The organism is Salmonella sp. SA14318 (assembly GCF_029866905.1).
Taxonomy (GTDB): domain Bacteria; phylum Pseudomonadota; class Gammaproteobacteria; order Enterobacterales; family Enterobacteriaceae; genus Salmonella; species Salmonella enterica.
Genome location: NZ_CP123282.1, coordinates 1,016,824 through 1,033,036 on the forward strand (window position 1 = coordinate 1,016,824; position 16,213 = coordinate 1,033,036).

Sequence of the window (16,213 nt, forward strand, 5' to 3'; positions counted from 1 at the left end):
ATCGGGTCTGACACGTTTACACTAGACTTTTCAGCCGATAGATCCACTCCAGCGCCTGGCGTGGCGTCAGGGAGTCCGGATCGAGATTCTCCAGCGCTTCAACGGCAGGCGATGTCTCCTCCGGGGCGGCAAGCAACGACATTTGCGTGCCGTCCACCTGCGTTGCCGCCGCATTGGGCGAGATGCTCTCCAGCTCGCGGAGTTTTTGGCGCGCGCGTTTGATGACTTCTTTAGGGACGCCCGCAAGCGCCGCGACCGCCAGACCATAGCTCTTACTTGCCGCGCCGTCCTGCACGCTGTGCATAAACGCGATAGTATCGCCGTGTTCCAGCGCATCCAGGTGGACGTTCGCCACGCCTTCCATTTTCTCCGGTAATTGGGTCAGCTCGAAGTAGTGGGTAGCGAACAGCGTTAACGCTTTAATCTTATTCGCGAGATTCTCCGCGCAGGCCCAGGCCAACGACAGCCCGTCATACGTAGAGGTACCGCGCCCGATTTCATCCATCAATACCAGACTGTTTTCCGTGGCATTATGCAGAATGTTCGCGGTTTCGGTCATCTCCACCATAAAGGTCGAACGCCCGGAAGCCAGGTCGTCCGCTGCGCCGACGCGGGTAAAAATACGGTCGATGGGGCCGATTTCCACGTTTTGCGCCGGAACGTAACTGCCGATATAGGCCAGCAGGGCGATCAATGCCGTTTGTCGCATATAGGTACTTTTACCGCCCATATTGGGGCCGGTAATGATCAACATCCGGCGCTGCGGCGACAGGTTGAGCGGGTTAGCGATAAACGGCTCATTCAGTACCTGTTCAACCACCGGGTGGCGACCTTCGGTAATACGGATACCGGGTTTATCGGTAAATGTCGGGCAGGTGTAATTCAGCGTCCAGGCGCGTTCGGCCAGGTTAACCAGCACATCCAGCTCCGCCAGCGCGTTGGCGCTCTGCTGTAAATCGGCCAGATGCGGCAACAGCAGATCAAACAATTCGTCATATAGCTGTTTTTCCAGCGCCAGCGCTTTGCCTTTCGAGGTCAGAACTTTATCTTCGTACTCTTTAAGCTCAGGAATAATGTAGCGTTCGGCATTTTTCAGCGTCTGGCGACGCACATAATTGATGGGCGCCAGATGGCTTTGACCACGGCTAATCTGAATGTAATAACCATGTACCGCGTTATAGCCGACTTTCAGCGTATCCAGCCCGGTACGCTCGCGCTCGCGAATTTCCAGACGATCGAGATAATCGGTGGCGCCGTCCGCCAGCGCGCGCCATTCGTCCAGCTCTTCATGGTAGCCGGGCGCAATAACGCCGCCGTCGCGGACCAGTACCGGCGGCGCGTCAATAATGGCGCGTTCCAGGAGGTCGCGCAGCTCGGCGAAATCGCCCATTTTTTTACGCAACGCCTGTACCGGCGCGCTGTCAACGGTTTCAAGCTGAGCGTGCAATTCCGGCAGCTGCTGGAAGGCGTGACGCATTCGGGCGAGATCGCGCGGACGCGCGGTGCGCAGCGCCAGACGCGCAAGGATACGCTCCAGATCGCCGACCTGACGCAGCACCGGTTGCAGTTCGCTGACGGTGTCCTGCAAGGCGCCGATGGTCTGCTGGCGTTCACGCAATATGGCGGTATTTCGTACCGGCATATGCAGCCAGCGTTTAAGCATTCGGCTACCCATTGGCGTCACGGTACAGTCAAGCACCGCGGCGAGGGTATTTTCGACACCACCGGCCAGGTTTTGGGTAATTTCCAGATTGCGGCGGGTCGCGGCATCCATAATGATGCTGTCCTGCTGGCGTTCCATCGTAATGGAACGAATATGCGGCAGGGAGGTGCGCTGGGTATCTTTTACGTACTGTAACAGGCAGCCTGCCGCACATAATCCACGCGAGGCATTTTCGACGCCGAAACCGACCAGATCCCGCGTACCGAACTGCAGATTTAACTGCTGGCGGGCGGTATCAATCTCAAACTCCCACAACGGGCGACGGCGCAGACCCCGGCGTCCCTCTATTAACGCCATTTCAGCAAAATCTTCGGCATACAACAGTTCGGCGGGATTGGTGCGCTGCAGCTCTGCGGCCATCGTTTCACGGTCGGCGGGTTCGCTCAGACGAAAGCGCCCGGAGCTGATATCCAGCGTGGCGTAACCGTAGCCTTTACCATCCTGCCAGATAGCCGCCAGCAGGTTATCCTGACGCTCCTGTAACAGGGCTTCATCGCTGATGGTGCCAGGCGTAACGATACGCACGACCTTACGTTCAACGGGACCTTTGCTGGTGGCCGGATCGCCAATCTGTTCGCAAATAGCGACGGATTCGCCCTGATTGACCAGTTTCGCGAGGTAGTTTTCTACGGCGTGGTGCGGGATACCCGCCATAGGGATAGGTTCGCCAGCCGATGCGCCGCGTTTGGTCAGCGAAATATCGAGCAACTGCGACGCACGCTTTGCGTCGTCATAAAACAGCTCGTAAAAGTCTCCCATACGATAAAAGAGCAGGATCTCCGGATGCTGGGCTTTCAGCTTGAGATACTGCTGCATCATCGGGGTGTGGTTGGAGAAGTCCTTATCAAATGACTCATTCATATTGATTTTACTCGTTTTTTTATTCTTTCAAGTGCTCATGTGGCCCTGGGTAAAACCCTTATAAACTCACATAAACCCATAAATTTGTAGCTCACCTGTAGCCTAAAATGTGACAGGTTACATTCTCATCATTCCTGGACTACAACAGGGGTGATACTTTGAAAACAACTCTCAGCCAGCCTTTCATTATCAACAAGTTAAGTATCAATGTTAAGCCTGCACTCAGTCGCTCTGGAAAAATCGTTTTCGAAGCTAACCCAGCTCAAAAACTCTACACTGTTTTCGATGATCACAGAGAAGCTCCTGCTGGTTTCGGGGTAAAAGCCAGTTTGACGAAAAAAACCTACGTAATCCAGCGAAGAGTAGCCTCGTCAGATCGTAATGTCAGTGAGGGTAGGAAGCCAAGTTCTGTCTTGAAAGTAAAAGTTGTAAATGTGTTCGATTTTCCAAATATTGACGAAACAAGGCAAGCTGCCAGGCAATTAGTTCAGACCATGCTCGCAACAAAGAGGAATCCCAACAAAATTAAGAGGGGAGCGGATGCTTCCAAACTCAAAATGAGACTGTAATTAAAATTGTGTAATTGCCTGATTTTGAAATGTTCGATTCAACATCAAAAGCTGGTTGCTTTATGGACGAAAAACAGTTGCAGGCTCTGGCTAATGCACTGGCCAAAATCTCAAAATACCTGAAGATCTCAGCCCGTTCGATCGTCTGCTGAAGAAAAACCAGACCCGCATTTCCGGTATAGATAACCAACATGCTATCAAAAGCGTACGGTGTTTCCGACGGACGAGTCAGTGAAAAAGGTCGTGTGACTGGCAATTCAGGCCGACATCCGAAAATGGACAATGTCGCTAAGGGACTGGCTCATGACAACGAGTCGCTTTATTATCACGCTCGGGTTCGGTAGCCGCCTGGACGTTCACTTCTGAGAAAGGCATTTACACCGAATGGTGTATAGGCTCGTGGTTGGTCTTCGGTGAGAGGCAGGATGTCTCTCATTAATCTCCGGGAGCGTACAATAGTTGCTCCGGCAGCCTGAAGGATGAAGTGTATATAATCTAAAACATAACGGATATAGCTTCCTTACTCAACCTGACGTAATACGCCGACAGTAAAATCAGGGATACCATACCATCATGGAAAGTCGTCAATACACCCGGCATCTTTCGCTTTCGGAGCTGAAATGGTTTGCTATCGGGATCGGTTTTTTTATTCTCAGCATAGCAACAGCCACCGTGAATTATCGGCTTTCCGGTATATCGCTACTGGTGGGCCTGTTGTTTATCATCTGGAAATTCAGCGTCACAGTTCTGTTTCTGTTTACGCCGCGCAGGATGACGTTAACCGAAACCGCGTTGCAGGCCGGGCATCGTGTTATCCATTACGATGCGCTTGAATCAATGCGTCTGCTCCATCAATCCGACAAACTCATCTTGCGCCACAGTGGCGGCAAGAAGTACGTCATCTACCTTGATTTCTGGAACGATGGCAACGGAATTTACGACCGACTGGCTGCTGAACTTGTCCGGCGACACGGTTCTGCGCTGGGGGCGCGCCTCGCCGCCGATGGACGTCTTAAATTCGGCAAAGTGACCGCGCTGGCGGATCGGCTTGAACACAAAAACCGGGCGGTGCCGTATGCGCAGATCGCCAGTATTCGCACCCAGCGCGAGGAGGGTGCTGGCAGTTCAATGAGCTATCTGATGATTAGCACCGCTACGGGCCGGATCTGCAAAATCGACCGCTCCACTATCGTCAATGAGCCGCTGCTGCTCAACTTTCTTTCCCAGCGTTTACCCGCCTGACGACATTTTTATACAAGGATGAATCAATGGAACTGTACGTATCAAAAACCAGCCAGCAAAACATGCCTGTGGAGTTCAATATCTATTATTCCAGATCTAAAACGCTGGTTGGTATTGTGTTCTGGATTTGTATGATGGGAGTTTTTATTGCGCTGGCGGTGAGTATGGCCACCGATCCCGAGGAGCCCAAAACTGGCGGTGCCATCTTTATGGGGCTTATTTGTTGCGGCAGTCTGTTATTTATTGTGCGCCTGGCTCGCTCATTTTTAAGCGCGGCAAAGCCGGCAGTCACCATCAGTCGTGAAGGTATTCGCTTCTGTAATGGCAAATTCGCGGCCTGGACAAATATCGCCGAAAACACCTGGCATTCACAGAGCATTAACTTCATCCCGGCCGCCGCCGGTATTAAGATTGTGTTGCATGAAGGCAAGCCGATCCATTTCGCCACCACGGTTATTGCGCTTTCTTCCGATAGGTATCTTGAGATGTGCGATCTTTACTCGTCTCAGGCGATCGGGTAACTACCTGCGTCTGATTACGGCTTCGTTTTTTTGGCCTGCGATCTTAATGCTGAAATGGGCAGAAAAACGCGAAATTTAGACGCTATTACGAATGGGCAATGGTACTTATTGAAGGCTATATCATTGCCCATAATGCAGGGAGGGTTAATATTATATGATAGAATTCTATGTTTGAATATATATCCTCAGAATACAAAATAATGTAACGCTATCGTTGCGTATATTATATAATTCTATTTCCAGATTACTTTATTTTAAAAAAAGACAAATTGCCTGAACAGAAAGAACCTGTGTCAATGTAGATTTGATTGGCGAATGTTGTTGTGTAGTCAACAATCATATGGCCGAAGATGAAAGTATCCGCACCGCGTATTGGATGGATATTCCCCTGTAACGAACCAAGCAGACGATCGCGTGACCATAGAACGCTATCAATATCAACTTGCTTCCCATAATCGTAGCTATCATCTGGATAATCGGCATGGGCAATCACGTACTTCTTTGAGGACGTTTCAACCTCTATGATGTGAGGACGCTGCTTAAAAGTTAGTAATAGGTCAGTGGCTTCTTGCCTGTCTTTTTCGGTGACCGAGTCGTACCAGTAACCACCGTTTACATACCAGAAATTGCCATCCTGTGTTTCAAAAGCGTCAAGCGCCATAGCTTCATGATTACCCACTACAGAAATAAACCATGGGGTATTTAACAGTCTCAGTGTTTCAAGGTTTTCTTTTCCTCGATCAATGTTATCTCCAGTGGAGATCAAGAGATCGGTATCAGGAGAGAAATTTAATTGAGCCAGTCTGGTTAACAATAAGGAGTAACATCCATGAATATCACCAACGACCCAAATGTGGCGATACAGATCGCTGTTGATGTCAGCATAACGAATTAATTCCATGATGTTCCTATAGCACAATTTTGGAGTCTGGTATTATAACAAAAAAGTAGAGTAATATTAATTTTTATTCTTTAAAATACACAGTTATTAAAATAATCTACAAGCTAGAAATGAACAGGTAATATATATTTTATGAATCGGTTAATTAAAGTAGACGATGTGCTTGAAAGATGTACTATTTCTCGCGCAACACTTTACTGATTAATTGCAAAGGCATACTTTCCCGCTCAGCGGCACGACGGATACGCAGGCACTGCCGGGGCTGATTAGCCAGACTCACTGTAAAATCAGGGAAGCCTCGGCTGACGGCGCTTATGACACGCGCTATTGCCATTATGTGTTATTGAGGAAAAAAATCAGGCCGCTAATCCCGCCACGAAGCGGTGCGCGATACTGGCCGGGCAAGTACCATGAGCGTAACCACGCGGTGGCAAATCAACATCTGAGCGGCAGCAATGAGGTCTGGAAAAGAAAGTGGGCTATCACCGTCGTTCAGTAGTGGAAACAGCGATGTTCCGTATCAAAACCTTGCTGGGCGGCCATCTGAGCCTGCGGAACTATGACGCGCAGGTGGGTGAAGCGATGGCGATGGTCAAAGCTCTGAACCGGATGACGTTGTTGGCAATGCCGACCAGCGTCAGGCTCGTATAACGAGTGCTCCGGTGGGGGTCCTGTATCCTTATCGTTGGCCGATTCTGAATTATTCAACAAAGCCTCATGTTGTCATAACCTACCAGATGCAGATAAAGCAGCATAAAGCGTTTTAAACGACAGCAACAAGGAAAGGGGTTGATCGTTTAATGGTACTGCGCCAAATCCTTTGTACCAGTCGCAGACCTGTTTATTTTTGGCATCAATAAGCAGGGCTACGCCACCGACCTGCAAAGCCGCCTGTATGCAACGCTTTCCGGCAGATAACAAAAGTTGTGCTCCCAGCCCTTGCCCCTGCATAGATTTGTCTACGGCTAAACGACCCAGACGAAACACTGGCACATCGTATCTCCCTAATCCTTTGCTGATTGCGCCGGGAACCTGTGCATATATCAGTGATGCAGGACTGACTGAGTAAAAGCCGTGGATACGTGTAACATCCGAATTATCAAGCGCAACATAGGTTTTCGTTGTCCCTTTCTCATGATTTTGTCGTGCATGGCGTTGCAGGAATTGGTTCAGATCGGCATCCCCACAATCAAAATTCATTCGATTGTGGGTTTTCCCTATCGCGGCCTCATGCCAGTCTGTAAACATCATTTCTTCATGTCCGGCAGGGCGAAAGCAGCAGCAAGAAGCTTTTCATTCGGCGCTGGCGGGTTATCTAAAATTTCCATGATCATTTGAGTATCACGCTCCGTCAGATATACCCGTTCGGCGGCATCAACAATCTTCTGTGCGACAGGTAGTACGTTACTGACCACAAAATCCGTCAGGTTGGTTTGCTGGATTGCCGCAGCGCGGACTATCAACTTTTTGGCATCCGTCGATACACGTAACGACAGTCTTTCGTTAGATTCTATAGCTATCTGAGGCATGGTTTTCATCCTCCTGTTTATGAACAATATGTACAATTATAATACATGTCTGTACGCTTTCAAGGCGTACATGTGAGGCTGATATAGTCCAGACATGGCAAGAAGGTCGTTCACTGTCTTTAAACAGGGGATTAACTTCGGTTTATCGCGATTGCATTACTTTAATCTCACTGATTACGTATCATCAGGGAGTTTGCTAAATATATTCATGATTCTCTTTTTTGCTGTAACTGCTTGATTGATCCTACCCGCGTAATAGGGACACAACCCTAAGCGGCGGACATCTCCTGCTCACGTTCAGAAGAAGAGAGCTGAGTTTGCTGTTTACGTGGCTTTTTGGTGGTTGATGCTGGTTTTGTCATGTGAGTCACCTCTTGCTTGAGCGTTTACTCACTTAGTTGCGTGTCCACTATTGCTGAGTAAGATCAGATGGTTAAAAATCAACAAAGGCCCAACGGCGTGCATTAGGCCCTGGTGATGAAGGTGGCATACGGGAGGATGTATATCCTACATTTTCATCCGGATGATGTAACAAAAATACAGATATCGGTAATGAAAGGATCATCACCGTTTAATAGAGGCCCATATATTGAGGTTCCATAATGGAAGAAGTTAACGCTGAATTCACAATCGTTGTTGAGTCTGATCTGGATAAATATGAGTTAATTGATTTTTTATCCCAAGGGATTCCAGACATAATAAAAGTGAATTCATTATATTTAAGATGCGAAAATACAATGATTACAATAGAAAGAAATTATGACTGTAATCCTAAGTTGATAAATGAGAATGATGGGTGGCTGTATTATAAATATGAATTAACGGTATTTTCCATGGAGAATACCTCGTATGAATATCAGTATGAATTAGCGAATAAAATTATGAATGCTCTACGTGAGGCGGGATATCTGGCAGAATCAATTTGGTAATATACCGGTACCTATGTAACAGCATTGTCGCCGCCATACACGCAGGCTAAAAAAGAGTGGATAGTCAAACACATTCAGAAATGTCTACTCGCGATATACACCAGAACAAAATGGTCAATTTGAAACGGATGGCGTCAAAGTTACTGGTGATCGAAAGGTAGATACAACAAATTATTTTAATTTGAAAAGCATATGAAATTTACTACTTTTAATTTTAACCGATTAACAAAATTCATAGTAATTAACTCCTGATTAATTCGACATATTTTTCACTAATCATAAAGCCATTTCCCAGCTTTCGCTGACTCAGAAAACATTCTGATTGTTAAAGGTGTACGAGTTCGTTCTACATCTTCCCGTTTTAATTTAAACCATCGTGTAAGCAGTGGAGTATTCTCCCAGGGAAAATAACACGACCATTTAACTTGTGATAAATCTACATTAAATTTTTTTTCAAATTTATCCAAAGCTTCATGCAGGCCATCGCCTGGAGCTTCAAATAAATCAGAATCAAGTTCTAAAGGGATTTCTTTCCAATTGCTGTCTAAATATCCGGGAATCTCTTCACGGAAGAGTGCTAACACCTCTTGCTGAATTGTGTCCATCAAAAGGATGTCCATTGTATACGATCTTTAGGGCGTGCTATTAGGTTGTATTTTGCCTGAGTTCTCCTTGATACCTGGTAAATTGAATTCACAAGACCAACCCAACCTAACCATGGAACATATCGTGCTATGACTGCGGCAAGATTATTTGTTTTTCGCATTCTTATACCAACGGGTGTAGGAACGCTAATACCAAAAGTAGTTCGTGCATTTCGTAAAAGCATTCTCCCATACCTGGAGATAACACTTGTCCCTTTGATTGCCTCTCCCGGTTTCGTTCTGGTTTTTAACCACGGTTGCCCGGCGAGGATAGCAGCACCTGACTCAATACCAATCCCAGGTTCATCACAAAATTGCTCAAGGACAATTACATCAAATAGTTCACCTGCTGACAGATTCGATTGTCCGTGGTAGAAGTAGGTTCCGTTTAGTTCTTCTGTCGTATCCATTCAATCACCTTATAGACTGTTTGCCATTCATTCCAGACATCGGGACGTTTCTGCCGCTATACTAGCCTGGTAGTCAATACGCTGTCACAGGTAAAAAGAACGTTATCCGCGAAAAGTGGATGGGGTATCGTAAGAATGCCAACATGTGGAGAAAGAGGGGGATGTCAGTTTACCGCGATATACGAGACGATAGTTTGTCAGTATAAGTTTCGGCTATTTTCCCGAGTCTGGGAGGCCGTTCTTTATCGCCAATAAAAAAAGCAGCAGCGAGGTGCTGCTGTATCAAAAAGCAGATTGATAAATGCAACGTAAGAGACAAATGGCCAACCGTAAAAGTGACCATAGCTATAATAATTATATTGATATTAAGTGGCAATGCAAAATATGGTCTTAATTATATCATGATGAGTTCAGCCAACGGTGATATGGCCTTATAAGGCTTGCAGTCTTTCATGGGCAGCAAGTAACGTCTGATATATGCTTAAATTCTTACTTCCGGGTTCAAGCAAAACTTTTTTAAATTCGGTCATGAGTTGCTCTTCATCTTCTTTCGAACGCATGTATTGTGGATGTTCCTGGAAGAAGGTGAGCGCCTGCTCTTTGGTTTGCTTATATTTTTCGCAAAAAATGCTTGAGCTGATTGCGCTATTTTTTGATGCGGAATTATCAGCGTTCTGGTTTGATAATGATTTATTCTTCGCAAGGTCTGACGGCACATACGGAAGAGACTGACACTCATCAATACTATTTGCGTTGGCCAGTTGCTCTTTCTGAGCGCCAGGTTGCTGTACCGGTTTGCTCACGGAGGAAGGGAGGGGTACCTGGGCACAGCCGATCAGTAAAAAGACAGGAAGACAGCTATAAAATTTTTTCATATTAACTCCAACTACAGAAGAATGAGGCGCAATGTTTTTACACAACCGTCAGAACGTTATCTGACAATAGTTATAAGGGGGTGAATGCGTTTCAGGAATGCTAGCAAAAAAAACTCCTGATATAAATAATTAATTCTCCATCCCGATGACAATATCTGAATTTTTGCTGCTGTAGAATAATAAGCCAGAATTTATACACTATGAGCTGATTTTCTATTTTAAATCAGCGAGCACTGTGCAAGTTGGCTAATTTAATTAGCGGGTGGCATCAGTTTCATAATGTTTGCATCAGGATTTTGCCACCCGCTCCCGGTATTGTTTACATATTAAAATGATTTTTAACTGGTGCTGACAACTATGCTAAATACGCAGGAAGTACTTAAAGAAGGAGAGAAGCGGAAAATCCGCAGCCCGGAAGCATGGTTTATACAGACGTGTTCCGCGCAAAAGCTGCATATGTCATTTTCTGAAGGCCGACACAATGAAAACTGCCTGATTCAGGAAGGCGCGCTGCTTTTTTGCGAGCAGGCCGTTGTCGCACCAGTATCAGGAGACCTGGTTTTTCGACCGTTAAAAATTGAAGTACTCAGCAAATTACTGGCATTTATCGATGGCGCAGGATTAGTGGACACGACATATGCTGAATCCGATAAATGGGTTTTGCTGAGTCCTGAGTTTCGCGCTATTTGGCAAGATCGTAAACGCTGCGAGTACTGGTTTTTGCAGCAAATTATTACGCCTTCTCCGGCCTTCAATAAGGTACTGGCGCTGTTACGAAAAAGCGAGAGTTACTGGTTGGTTGGCTATTTACTCGCTCAGTCAACCAGCGGCAACACGATGAGAATGCTGGGAGAAGACTATGGCGTTTCTTATACCCATTTTCGTCGTTTGTGCAGCAGAGCGTTGGGCGGAAAAGCGAAGAGTGAATTACGAAACTGGCGTATGGCGCAATCGCTGCTGAATAGTGTAGAAGGCCACGAGAACATCACCCAATTAGCCGTTAATCATGGTTACTCATCGCCTTCACATTTTTCTAGTGAGATCAAAGAGCTGATCGGCGTTTCGCCGCGGAAATTATCAAATATTATTCAATTGGCAGACAAATGAAGACACATATTCTTTTGGCCAGAGTGCTGGCATGTGCCGCGCTTGTTCTGGTTGCACCTGGTTATTCTAGTGAAAAAATACCTGTAACGGGAAGTGGGTTTGTTGCGAAAGACGATAGCCTGCGGACATTTTTCGATGCCATGGCGCTACAGCTAAAGGAGCCTGTCATTGTTAGCAAAATGGCGGCACGAAAAAAAATTACGGGCAACTTTGAGTTTCACGATCCTAACGCATTACTGGAGAAGCTTTCCCTACAACTGGGGCTGATTTGGTATTTCGATGGGCAGGCTATCTATATTTATGACGCCAGTGAAATGCGCAATGCCGTGGTTTCTTTACGCAACGTCTCACTCAATGAGTTCAACAATTTTCTAAAACGCTCAGGTTTATATAACAAAAATTACCCGCTACGTGGCGATAACCGTAAAGGAACATTCTATGTTTCAGGGCCACCCGTCTATGTTGATATGGTGGTCAACGCCGCCACCATGATGGACAAGCAAAACGATGGTATTGAGCTGGGACGCCAGAAAATAGGGGTGATGCGTCTGAACAATACCTTCGTGGGCGATCGTACCTACAATCTGCGCGATCAGAAAATGGTTATTCCCGGTATTGCTACGGCCATTGAAAGGTTATTGCAGGGAGAAGAGCAGCCTTTAGGTAATATTGTCAGTAGCGAACCCCCGGCGATGCCAGCGTTTTCAGCGAATGGAGAGAAAGGTAAAGCAGCAAATTATGCCGGTGGCATGAGTCTGCAGGAAGCTTTAAAGCAAAATGCCGCGGCGGGCAATATTAAAATCGTGGCCTATCCGGATACCAACAGTTTGTTAGTAAAGGGAACGGCTGAGCAGGTGCATTTTATCGAAATGCTGGTTAAAGCGCTGGATGTCGCCAAACGTCACGTAGAATTATCCCTGTGGATTGTCGATCTTAATAAAAGCGATCTGGAGCGTTTGGGCACTTCATGGAGCGGCAGCATTACTATTGGGGACAAACTTGGCGTGTCATTAAACCAGTCTTCAATAAGTACCCTCGATGGCAGTCGATTCATCGCCGCGGTCAATGCGTTAGAAGAGAAGAAACAGGCGACGGTGGTTTCGCGTCCGGTATTACTGACTCAGGAAAATGTTCCCGCTATTTTTGATAACAACAGAACGTTTTACACCAAGCTGATTGGGGAACGTAATGTGGCGCTTGAGCATGTAACATACGGAACAATGATCCGAGTGCTGCCCCGTTTTTCCGCAGATGGTCAGATAGAAATGTCGCTGGACATTGAAGATGGCAACGATAAGACGCCGCAATCCGATACTACCACCTCCGTAGATGCGTTACCCGAAGTCGGGCGAACGTTAATTAGCACTATTGCAAGAGTTCCGCACGGAAAAAGTTTGCTGGTCGGTGGTTATACACGGGATGCAAATACCGATACTGTCCAAAGTATTCCGTTTTTAGGCAAATTACCGCTTATTGGTAGCCTGTTCCGTTATTCCAGTAAGAATAAAAGTAATGTTGTTCGTGTGTTCATGATTGAACCAAAAGAAATTGTCGACCCGTTAACGCCGGATGCCAGCGAATCGGTAAACAATATTCTGAAGCAAAGCGGTGCCTGGAGTGGGGACGATAAGTTACAGAAATGGGTTCGTGTTTATCTGGATAGAGGTCAGGAGGTAATTAAATGATTCCTGGCTCAACCTCTGGTATTTCATTTTCCAGAATATTGTCCCGGCAGACATCTCATCAGGATGCGACCCAGCATACTGATGCGCAACAGGCGGAAATACAACAGGCCGCAGAGGATTCGTCTCCAGGGGCGGAAGTACAAAAATTTGTCCAGTCGACGGACGAAATGTCAGCGGCGCTGGCGCAATTTCGTAACCGTCGCGATTATGAAAAAAAATCCAGTAATTTATCTAACAGTTTTGAACGCGTGCTGGAGGATGAGGCTTTACCGAAGGCGAAGCAAATATTAAAGCTAATTAGCGTACATGGCGGCGCGTTAGAAGATTTTTTACGTCAGGCGCGTAGCTTATTTCCTGACCCCAGTGATTTAGTCCTTGTGTTACGCGAATTGCTTCGTCGTAAAGACCTGGAAGAGATCGTGCGGAAAAAGCTGGAGTCGTTACTTAAGCACGTTGAAGAGCAAACCGATCCGAAGACCCTCAAGGCAGGGATTAATTGTGCGTTGAAGGCCCGGCTTTTTGGGAAAACATTATCGTTAAAACCAGGCTTATTGCGTGCCAGCTATCGGCAATTTATCCAGAGTGAATCACATGAAGTGGAGATTTACTCTGACTGGATAGCCAGTTATGGCTATCAACGTCGACTGGTGGTACTGGATTTTATTGAGGGTTCGCTATTAACCGATATTGACGCGAATGACGCCAGTTGTTCGCGCCTGGAGTTTGGCCAGCTTTTACGACGCCTGACGCAACTTAAAATGTTGCGCTCCGCTGACCTACTGTTTGTGAGTACATTGTTGTCGTATTCGTTTACCAAAGCGTTTAATGCGGAGGAGTCGTCGTGGTTACTACTGATGCTTTCGCTATTGCAACAGCCACATGAAGTGGATTCGCTGTTAGCCGATATTATAGGCTTGAATGCGTTATTGCTTAGTCATAAAGAACATGCATCCTTTTTGCAGATATTTTATCAAGTATGTAAAGCCATACCCTCTTCACTCTTTTATGAAGAATATTGGCAGGAAGAATTGTTAATGGCGTTACGTAGTATGACCGATATTGCCTACAAGCATGAAATGGCAGAACAGCGTCGTACTATTGAAAAGCTGTCTTAATTTAATATTAACAGGATACCTATAGTGCTGCTTTCTCTACTTAACAGTGCTCGTTTACGACCTGAATTACTGATTCTGGTACTAATGGTGATGATCATTTCTATGTTCGTCATTCCATTACCTACCTATCTGGTTGATTTCCTGATCGCACTGAATATCGTACTGGCGATATTGGTGTTTATGGGGTCGTTCTACATTGACAGAATCCTCAGTTTTTCAACGTTTCCTGCGGTACTGTTAATTACCACGCTCTTTCGTCTGGCATTATCGATCAGTACCAGCCGTCTTATCTTGATTGAAGCCGATGCCGGTGAAATTATCGCCACGTTCGGGCAATTCGTTATTGGCGATAGCCTGGCGGTGGGTTTTGTTGTCTTCTCTATTGTCACCGTGGTCCAGTTTATCGTTATTACCAAAGGTTCAGAACGCGTCGCGGAAGTCGCGGCCCGATTTTCTCTGGATGGTATGCCCGGTAAACAGATGAGTATTGATGCCGATTTGAAGGCCGGTATTATTGATGCGGATGCTGCGCGCGAACGGCGAAGCGTACTGGAAAGGGAAAGCCAGCTTTACGGTTCCTTTGACGGTGCGATGAAGTTTATCAAAGGTGACGCTATTGCCGGCATCATTATTATCTTTGTGAACTTTATTGGCGGTATTTCGGTGGGGATGACCCGCCATGGTATGGATTTGTCCTCCGCTCTGTCTACTTATACCATGCTGACCATTGGTGATGGTCTTGTCGCCCAGATCCCCGCATTGTTGATTGCGATTAGTGCCGGTTTTATCGTGACTCGCGTAAATGGCGATAGCGATAATATGGGGCGGAATATCATGACGCAGCTGTTGAACAACCCATTTGTATTGGTTGTTACGGCTATTTTGACCATTTCAATGGGAACTCTGCCGGGATTCCCGCTGCCGGTTTTTGTTATTTTATCGGTGGTTTTAAGCGTACTCTTCTATTTTAAATTCCGTGAAGCAAAACGTAGCGCCGCCAAACCTAAAACCAGCAAAGGCGAGCAGCCGCTCAGTATTGAGGAAAAAGAAGGGTCGTCGTTAGGACTGATTGGCGATCTCGATAAAGTCTCTACAGAGACTGTACCGTTGATATTACTTGTGCCGAAGAGCCGGCGTGAAGATCTGGAAAAAGCTCAACTTGCGGAGCGTCTACGTAGTCAGTTCTTTATTGATTATGGCGTGCGCCTGCCGGAAGTATTGTTACGCGATGGCGAGGGCCTGGACGATAACAGCATCGTATTGTTGATTAATGAGATCCGTGTTGAACAATTTACGGTCTATTTTGATTTGATGCGAGTGGTAAATTATTCCGATGAAGTCGTGTCCTTTGGTATTAATCCAACAATCCATCAGCAAGGTAGCAGTCAGTATTTCTGGGTAACGCATGAAGAGGGGGAGAAACTCCGGGAGCTTGGCTATGTGTTGCGGAACGCGCTTGATGAGCTTTACCACTGTCTGGCGGTGACGCTGGCGCGCAACGTCAATGAATATTTCGGTATTCAGGAAACAAAACATATGCTGGACCAACTGGAAGCGAAATTTCCTGATTTACTTAAAGAAGTGCTCAGACATGCCACGGTACAACGTATATCTGAAGTTTTGCAGCGTTTGTTAAGCGAACGTGTTTCCGTGCGTAATATGAAATTAATTATGGAAGCGCTCGCATTGTGGGCGCCAAGAGAAAAAGATGTCATTAACCTTGTGGAGCATATTCGTGGAGCAATGGCGCGTTATATTTGTCATAAATTCGCCAATGGCGGCGAATTACGAGCAGTAATGGTATCTGCTGAGGTTGAGGATGTTATTCGCAAAGGGATCCGTCAGACCTCTGGCAGTACCTTCCTCAGCCTTGACCCGGAAGCCTCCGCTAATTTGATGGATCTCATTACACTTAAGTTGGATGATTTATTGATTGCACATAAAGATCTTGTCCTCCTTACGTCTGTCGATGTCCGTCGATTTATTAAGAAAATGATTGAAGGTCGTTTTCCGGATCTGGAGGTTTTATCTTTCGGTGAGATAGCAGATAGCAAGTCAGTGAATGTTATAAAAACAATATAAGGGCTTAATTAAGGAAAAGA

Annotated in this window: 14 protein-coding genes and 2 pseudogenes; 9 read left to right on the plus strand and 7 right to left on the minus strand. The window is 46.4% G+C overall.

What is annotated here, in order from left to right:
* Positions 1-16: 16 nt before the first annotated feature.
* Complete coding sequence (mutS, locus tag QEN32_RS04840) at positions 17-2,584, minus strand: DNA mismatch repair protein MutS (RefSeq protein WP_242105756.1); 2,568 nt, start codon at positions 2,582-2,584, stop codon at positions 17-19.
* Between the two features lie 158 nt (positions 2,585-2,742).
* Between mutS and QEN32_RS04845 the strand changes: the two are divergent.
* The 3 genes and pseudogenes from QEN32_RS04845 to QEN32_RS04855 form a co-directional block, all read left to right on the plus strand.
* Positions 2,743-3,164 (plus strand): annotated as a pseudogene (locus QEN32_RS04845) (cytoplasmic protein); the annotation flags it as partial.
* Positions 3,165-3,726: 562 nt separating this feature from the next.
* Positions 3,727-4,395, plus strand: a complete 669-nt coding sequence (locus QEN32_RS04850) for a hypothetical protein (RefSeq protein WP_000445914.1) — start codon at positions 3,727-3,729, stop codon at positions 4,393-4,395.
* Between the two features lie 26 nt (positions 4,396-4,421).
* Entirely contained in the window at positions 4,422-4,916 is a 495-nt protein-coding gene (locus tag QEN32_RS04855) for a hypothetical protein (RefSeq protein WP_000424944.1), read from the plus strand.
* Between the two features lie 244 nt (positions 4,917-5,160).
* Here the strand turns inward: QEN32_RS04855 and pphB are convergent, their stop codons facing one another.
* Positions 5,161-5,817 (minus strand): protein-serine/threonine phosphatase, encoded by a 657-nt coding sequence (gene pphB, locus QEN32_RS04860; protein ID WP_076741749.1) that lies wholly within the window; start codon positions 5,815-5,817, stop codon positions 5,161-5,163.
* 226 nt (positions 5,818-6,043) lie between these two features.
* Here pphB and QEN32_RS04865 point away from each other — a divergent pair.
* Positions 6,044-6,468 (plus strand): annotated as a pseudogene (locus QEN32_RS04865) (transposase); the annotation flags it as partial.
* 72 nt (positions 6,469-6,540) lie between these two features.
* On the opposite strand, the gene QEN32_RS04870 reads toward QEN32_RS04865, so the two are convergent.
* Both QEN32_RS04870 and QEN32_RS04875 read right to left on the minus strand, forming a co-directional pair.
* Positions 6,541-7,068 carry a GNAT family N-acetyltransferase gene (locus QEN32_RS04870; protein WP_000971655.1) on the minus strand — a complete coding sequence of 176 codons (528 nt, stop codon included), beginning with the start codon at positions 7,066-7,068 and terminating at the stop codon, positions 6,541-6,543.
* Positions 7,065-7,355 carry a DUF1778 domain-containing protein gene (locus QEN32_RS04875; protein ID WP_000855694.1) on the minus strand — a complete coding sequence of 97 codons (291 nt, stop codon included), beginning with the start codon at positions 7,353-7,355 and terminating at the stop codon, positions 7,065-7,067. Before QEN32_RS04875 ends, QEN32_RS04870 begins: the two co-directional genes overlap by 4 nt.
* A gap of 593 nt (positions 7,356-7,948) precedes the next feature.
* Here QEN32_RS04875 and QEN32_RS04880 point away from each other — a divergent pair.
* Positions 7,949-8,275 (plus strand): hypothetical protein, encoded by a 327-nt coding sequence (locus tag QEN32_RS04880; RefSeq protein ID WP_242105757.1) that lies wholly within the window; start codon positions 7,949-7,951, stop codon positions 8,273-8,275.
* Between the two features lie 272 nt (positions 8,276-8,547).
* On the opposite strand, the gene QEN32_RS04885 is transcribed toward QEN32_RS04880, so the two are convergent.
* From QEN32_RS04885 to invH, 3 genes are all read right to left on the minus strand, one after another.
* Positions 8,548-8,895, minus strand: coding sequence for a DUF1493 family protein (locus QEN32_RS04885; protein ID WP_242105758.1), 348 nt, complete (start codon positions 8,893-8,895; stop codon positions 8,548-8,550).
* Complete coding sequence (locus tag QEN32_RS04890) at positions 8,880-9,329, minus strand: STM2901 family protein (RefSeq protein WP_000381619.1); 450 nt, start codon at positions 9,327-9,329, stop codon at positions 8,880-8,882. Before QEN32_RS04890 ends, QEN32_RS04885 begins: the two co-directional genes overlap by 16 nt.
* 431 nt (positions 9,330-9,760) lie before the next feature.
* Entirely contained in the window at positions 9,761-10,204 is a 444-nt protein-coding gene (gene invH, locus QEN32_RS04895) for an SPI-1 type III secretion system invasion lipoprotein InvH (RefSeq protein ID WP_000715096.1), read from the minus strand.
* 456 nt (positions 10,205-10,660) lie between these two features.
* Between invH and invF the strand changes: the two genes are divergently transcribed.
* Genes invF through invA form a run of 4 tightly spaced genes read left to right on the plus strand, consistent with a single transcriptional unit; the run spans position 10,661 to position 16,193 of the window.
* Complete coding sequence (invF, locus tag QEN32_RS04900; RefSeq protein WP_001728903.1) at positions 10,661-11,311, plus strand: type III secretion system transcriptional activator InvF; 651 nt, start codon at positions 10,661-10,663, stop codon at positions 11,309-11,311.
* Positions 11,308-12,996 carry a type III secretion system outer membrane ring protein InvG gene (invG, locus tag QEN32_RS04905; protein ID WP_000848102.1) on the plus strand — a complete coding sequence of 563 codons (1,689 nt, stop codon included), beginning with the start codon at positions 11,308-11,310 and terminating at the stop codon, positions 12,994-12,996. The genes invF and invG overlap by 4 nt, the downstream gene beginning before the upstream one ends.
* Positions 12,993-14,111: a type III secretion system gatekeeper InvE gene (gene invE / locus QEN32_RS04910; protein WP_000612171.1), complete on the plus strand. Its 1,119-nt coding sequence runs from the start codon at positions 12,993-12,995 to the stop codon at positions 14,109-14,111. The genes invG and invE overlap by 4 nt, the downstream gene beginning before the upstream one ends.
* A gap of 24 nt (positions 14,112-14,135) precedes the next feature.
* The gene (invA, locus tag QEN32_RS04915; protein ID WP_000927219.1) at positions 14,136-16,193 is read left to right on the plus strand and encodes a type III secretion system export apparatus protein InvA; all 2,058 of its coding nucleotides are present in this window, start codon (positions 14,136-14,138) and stop codon (positions 16,191-16,193) included.
* Positions 16,194-16,213: the final 20 nt, after the last annotated feature.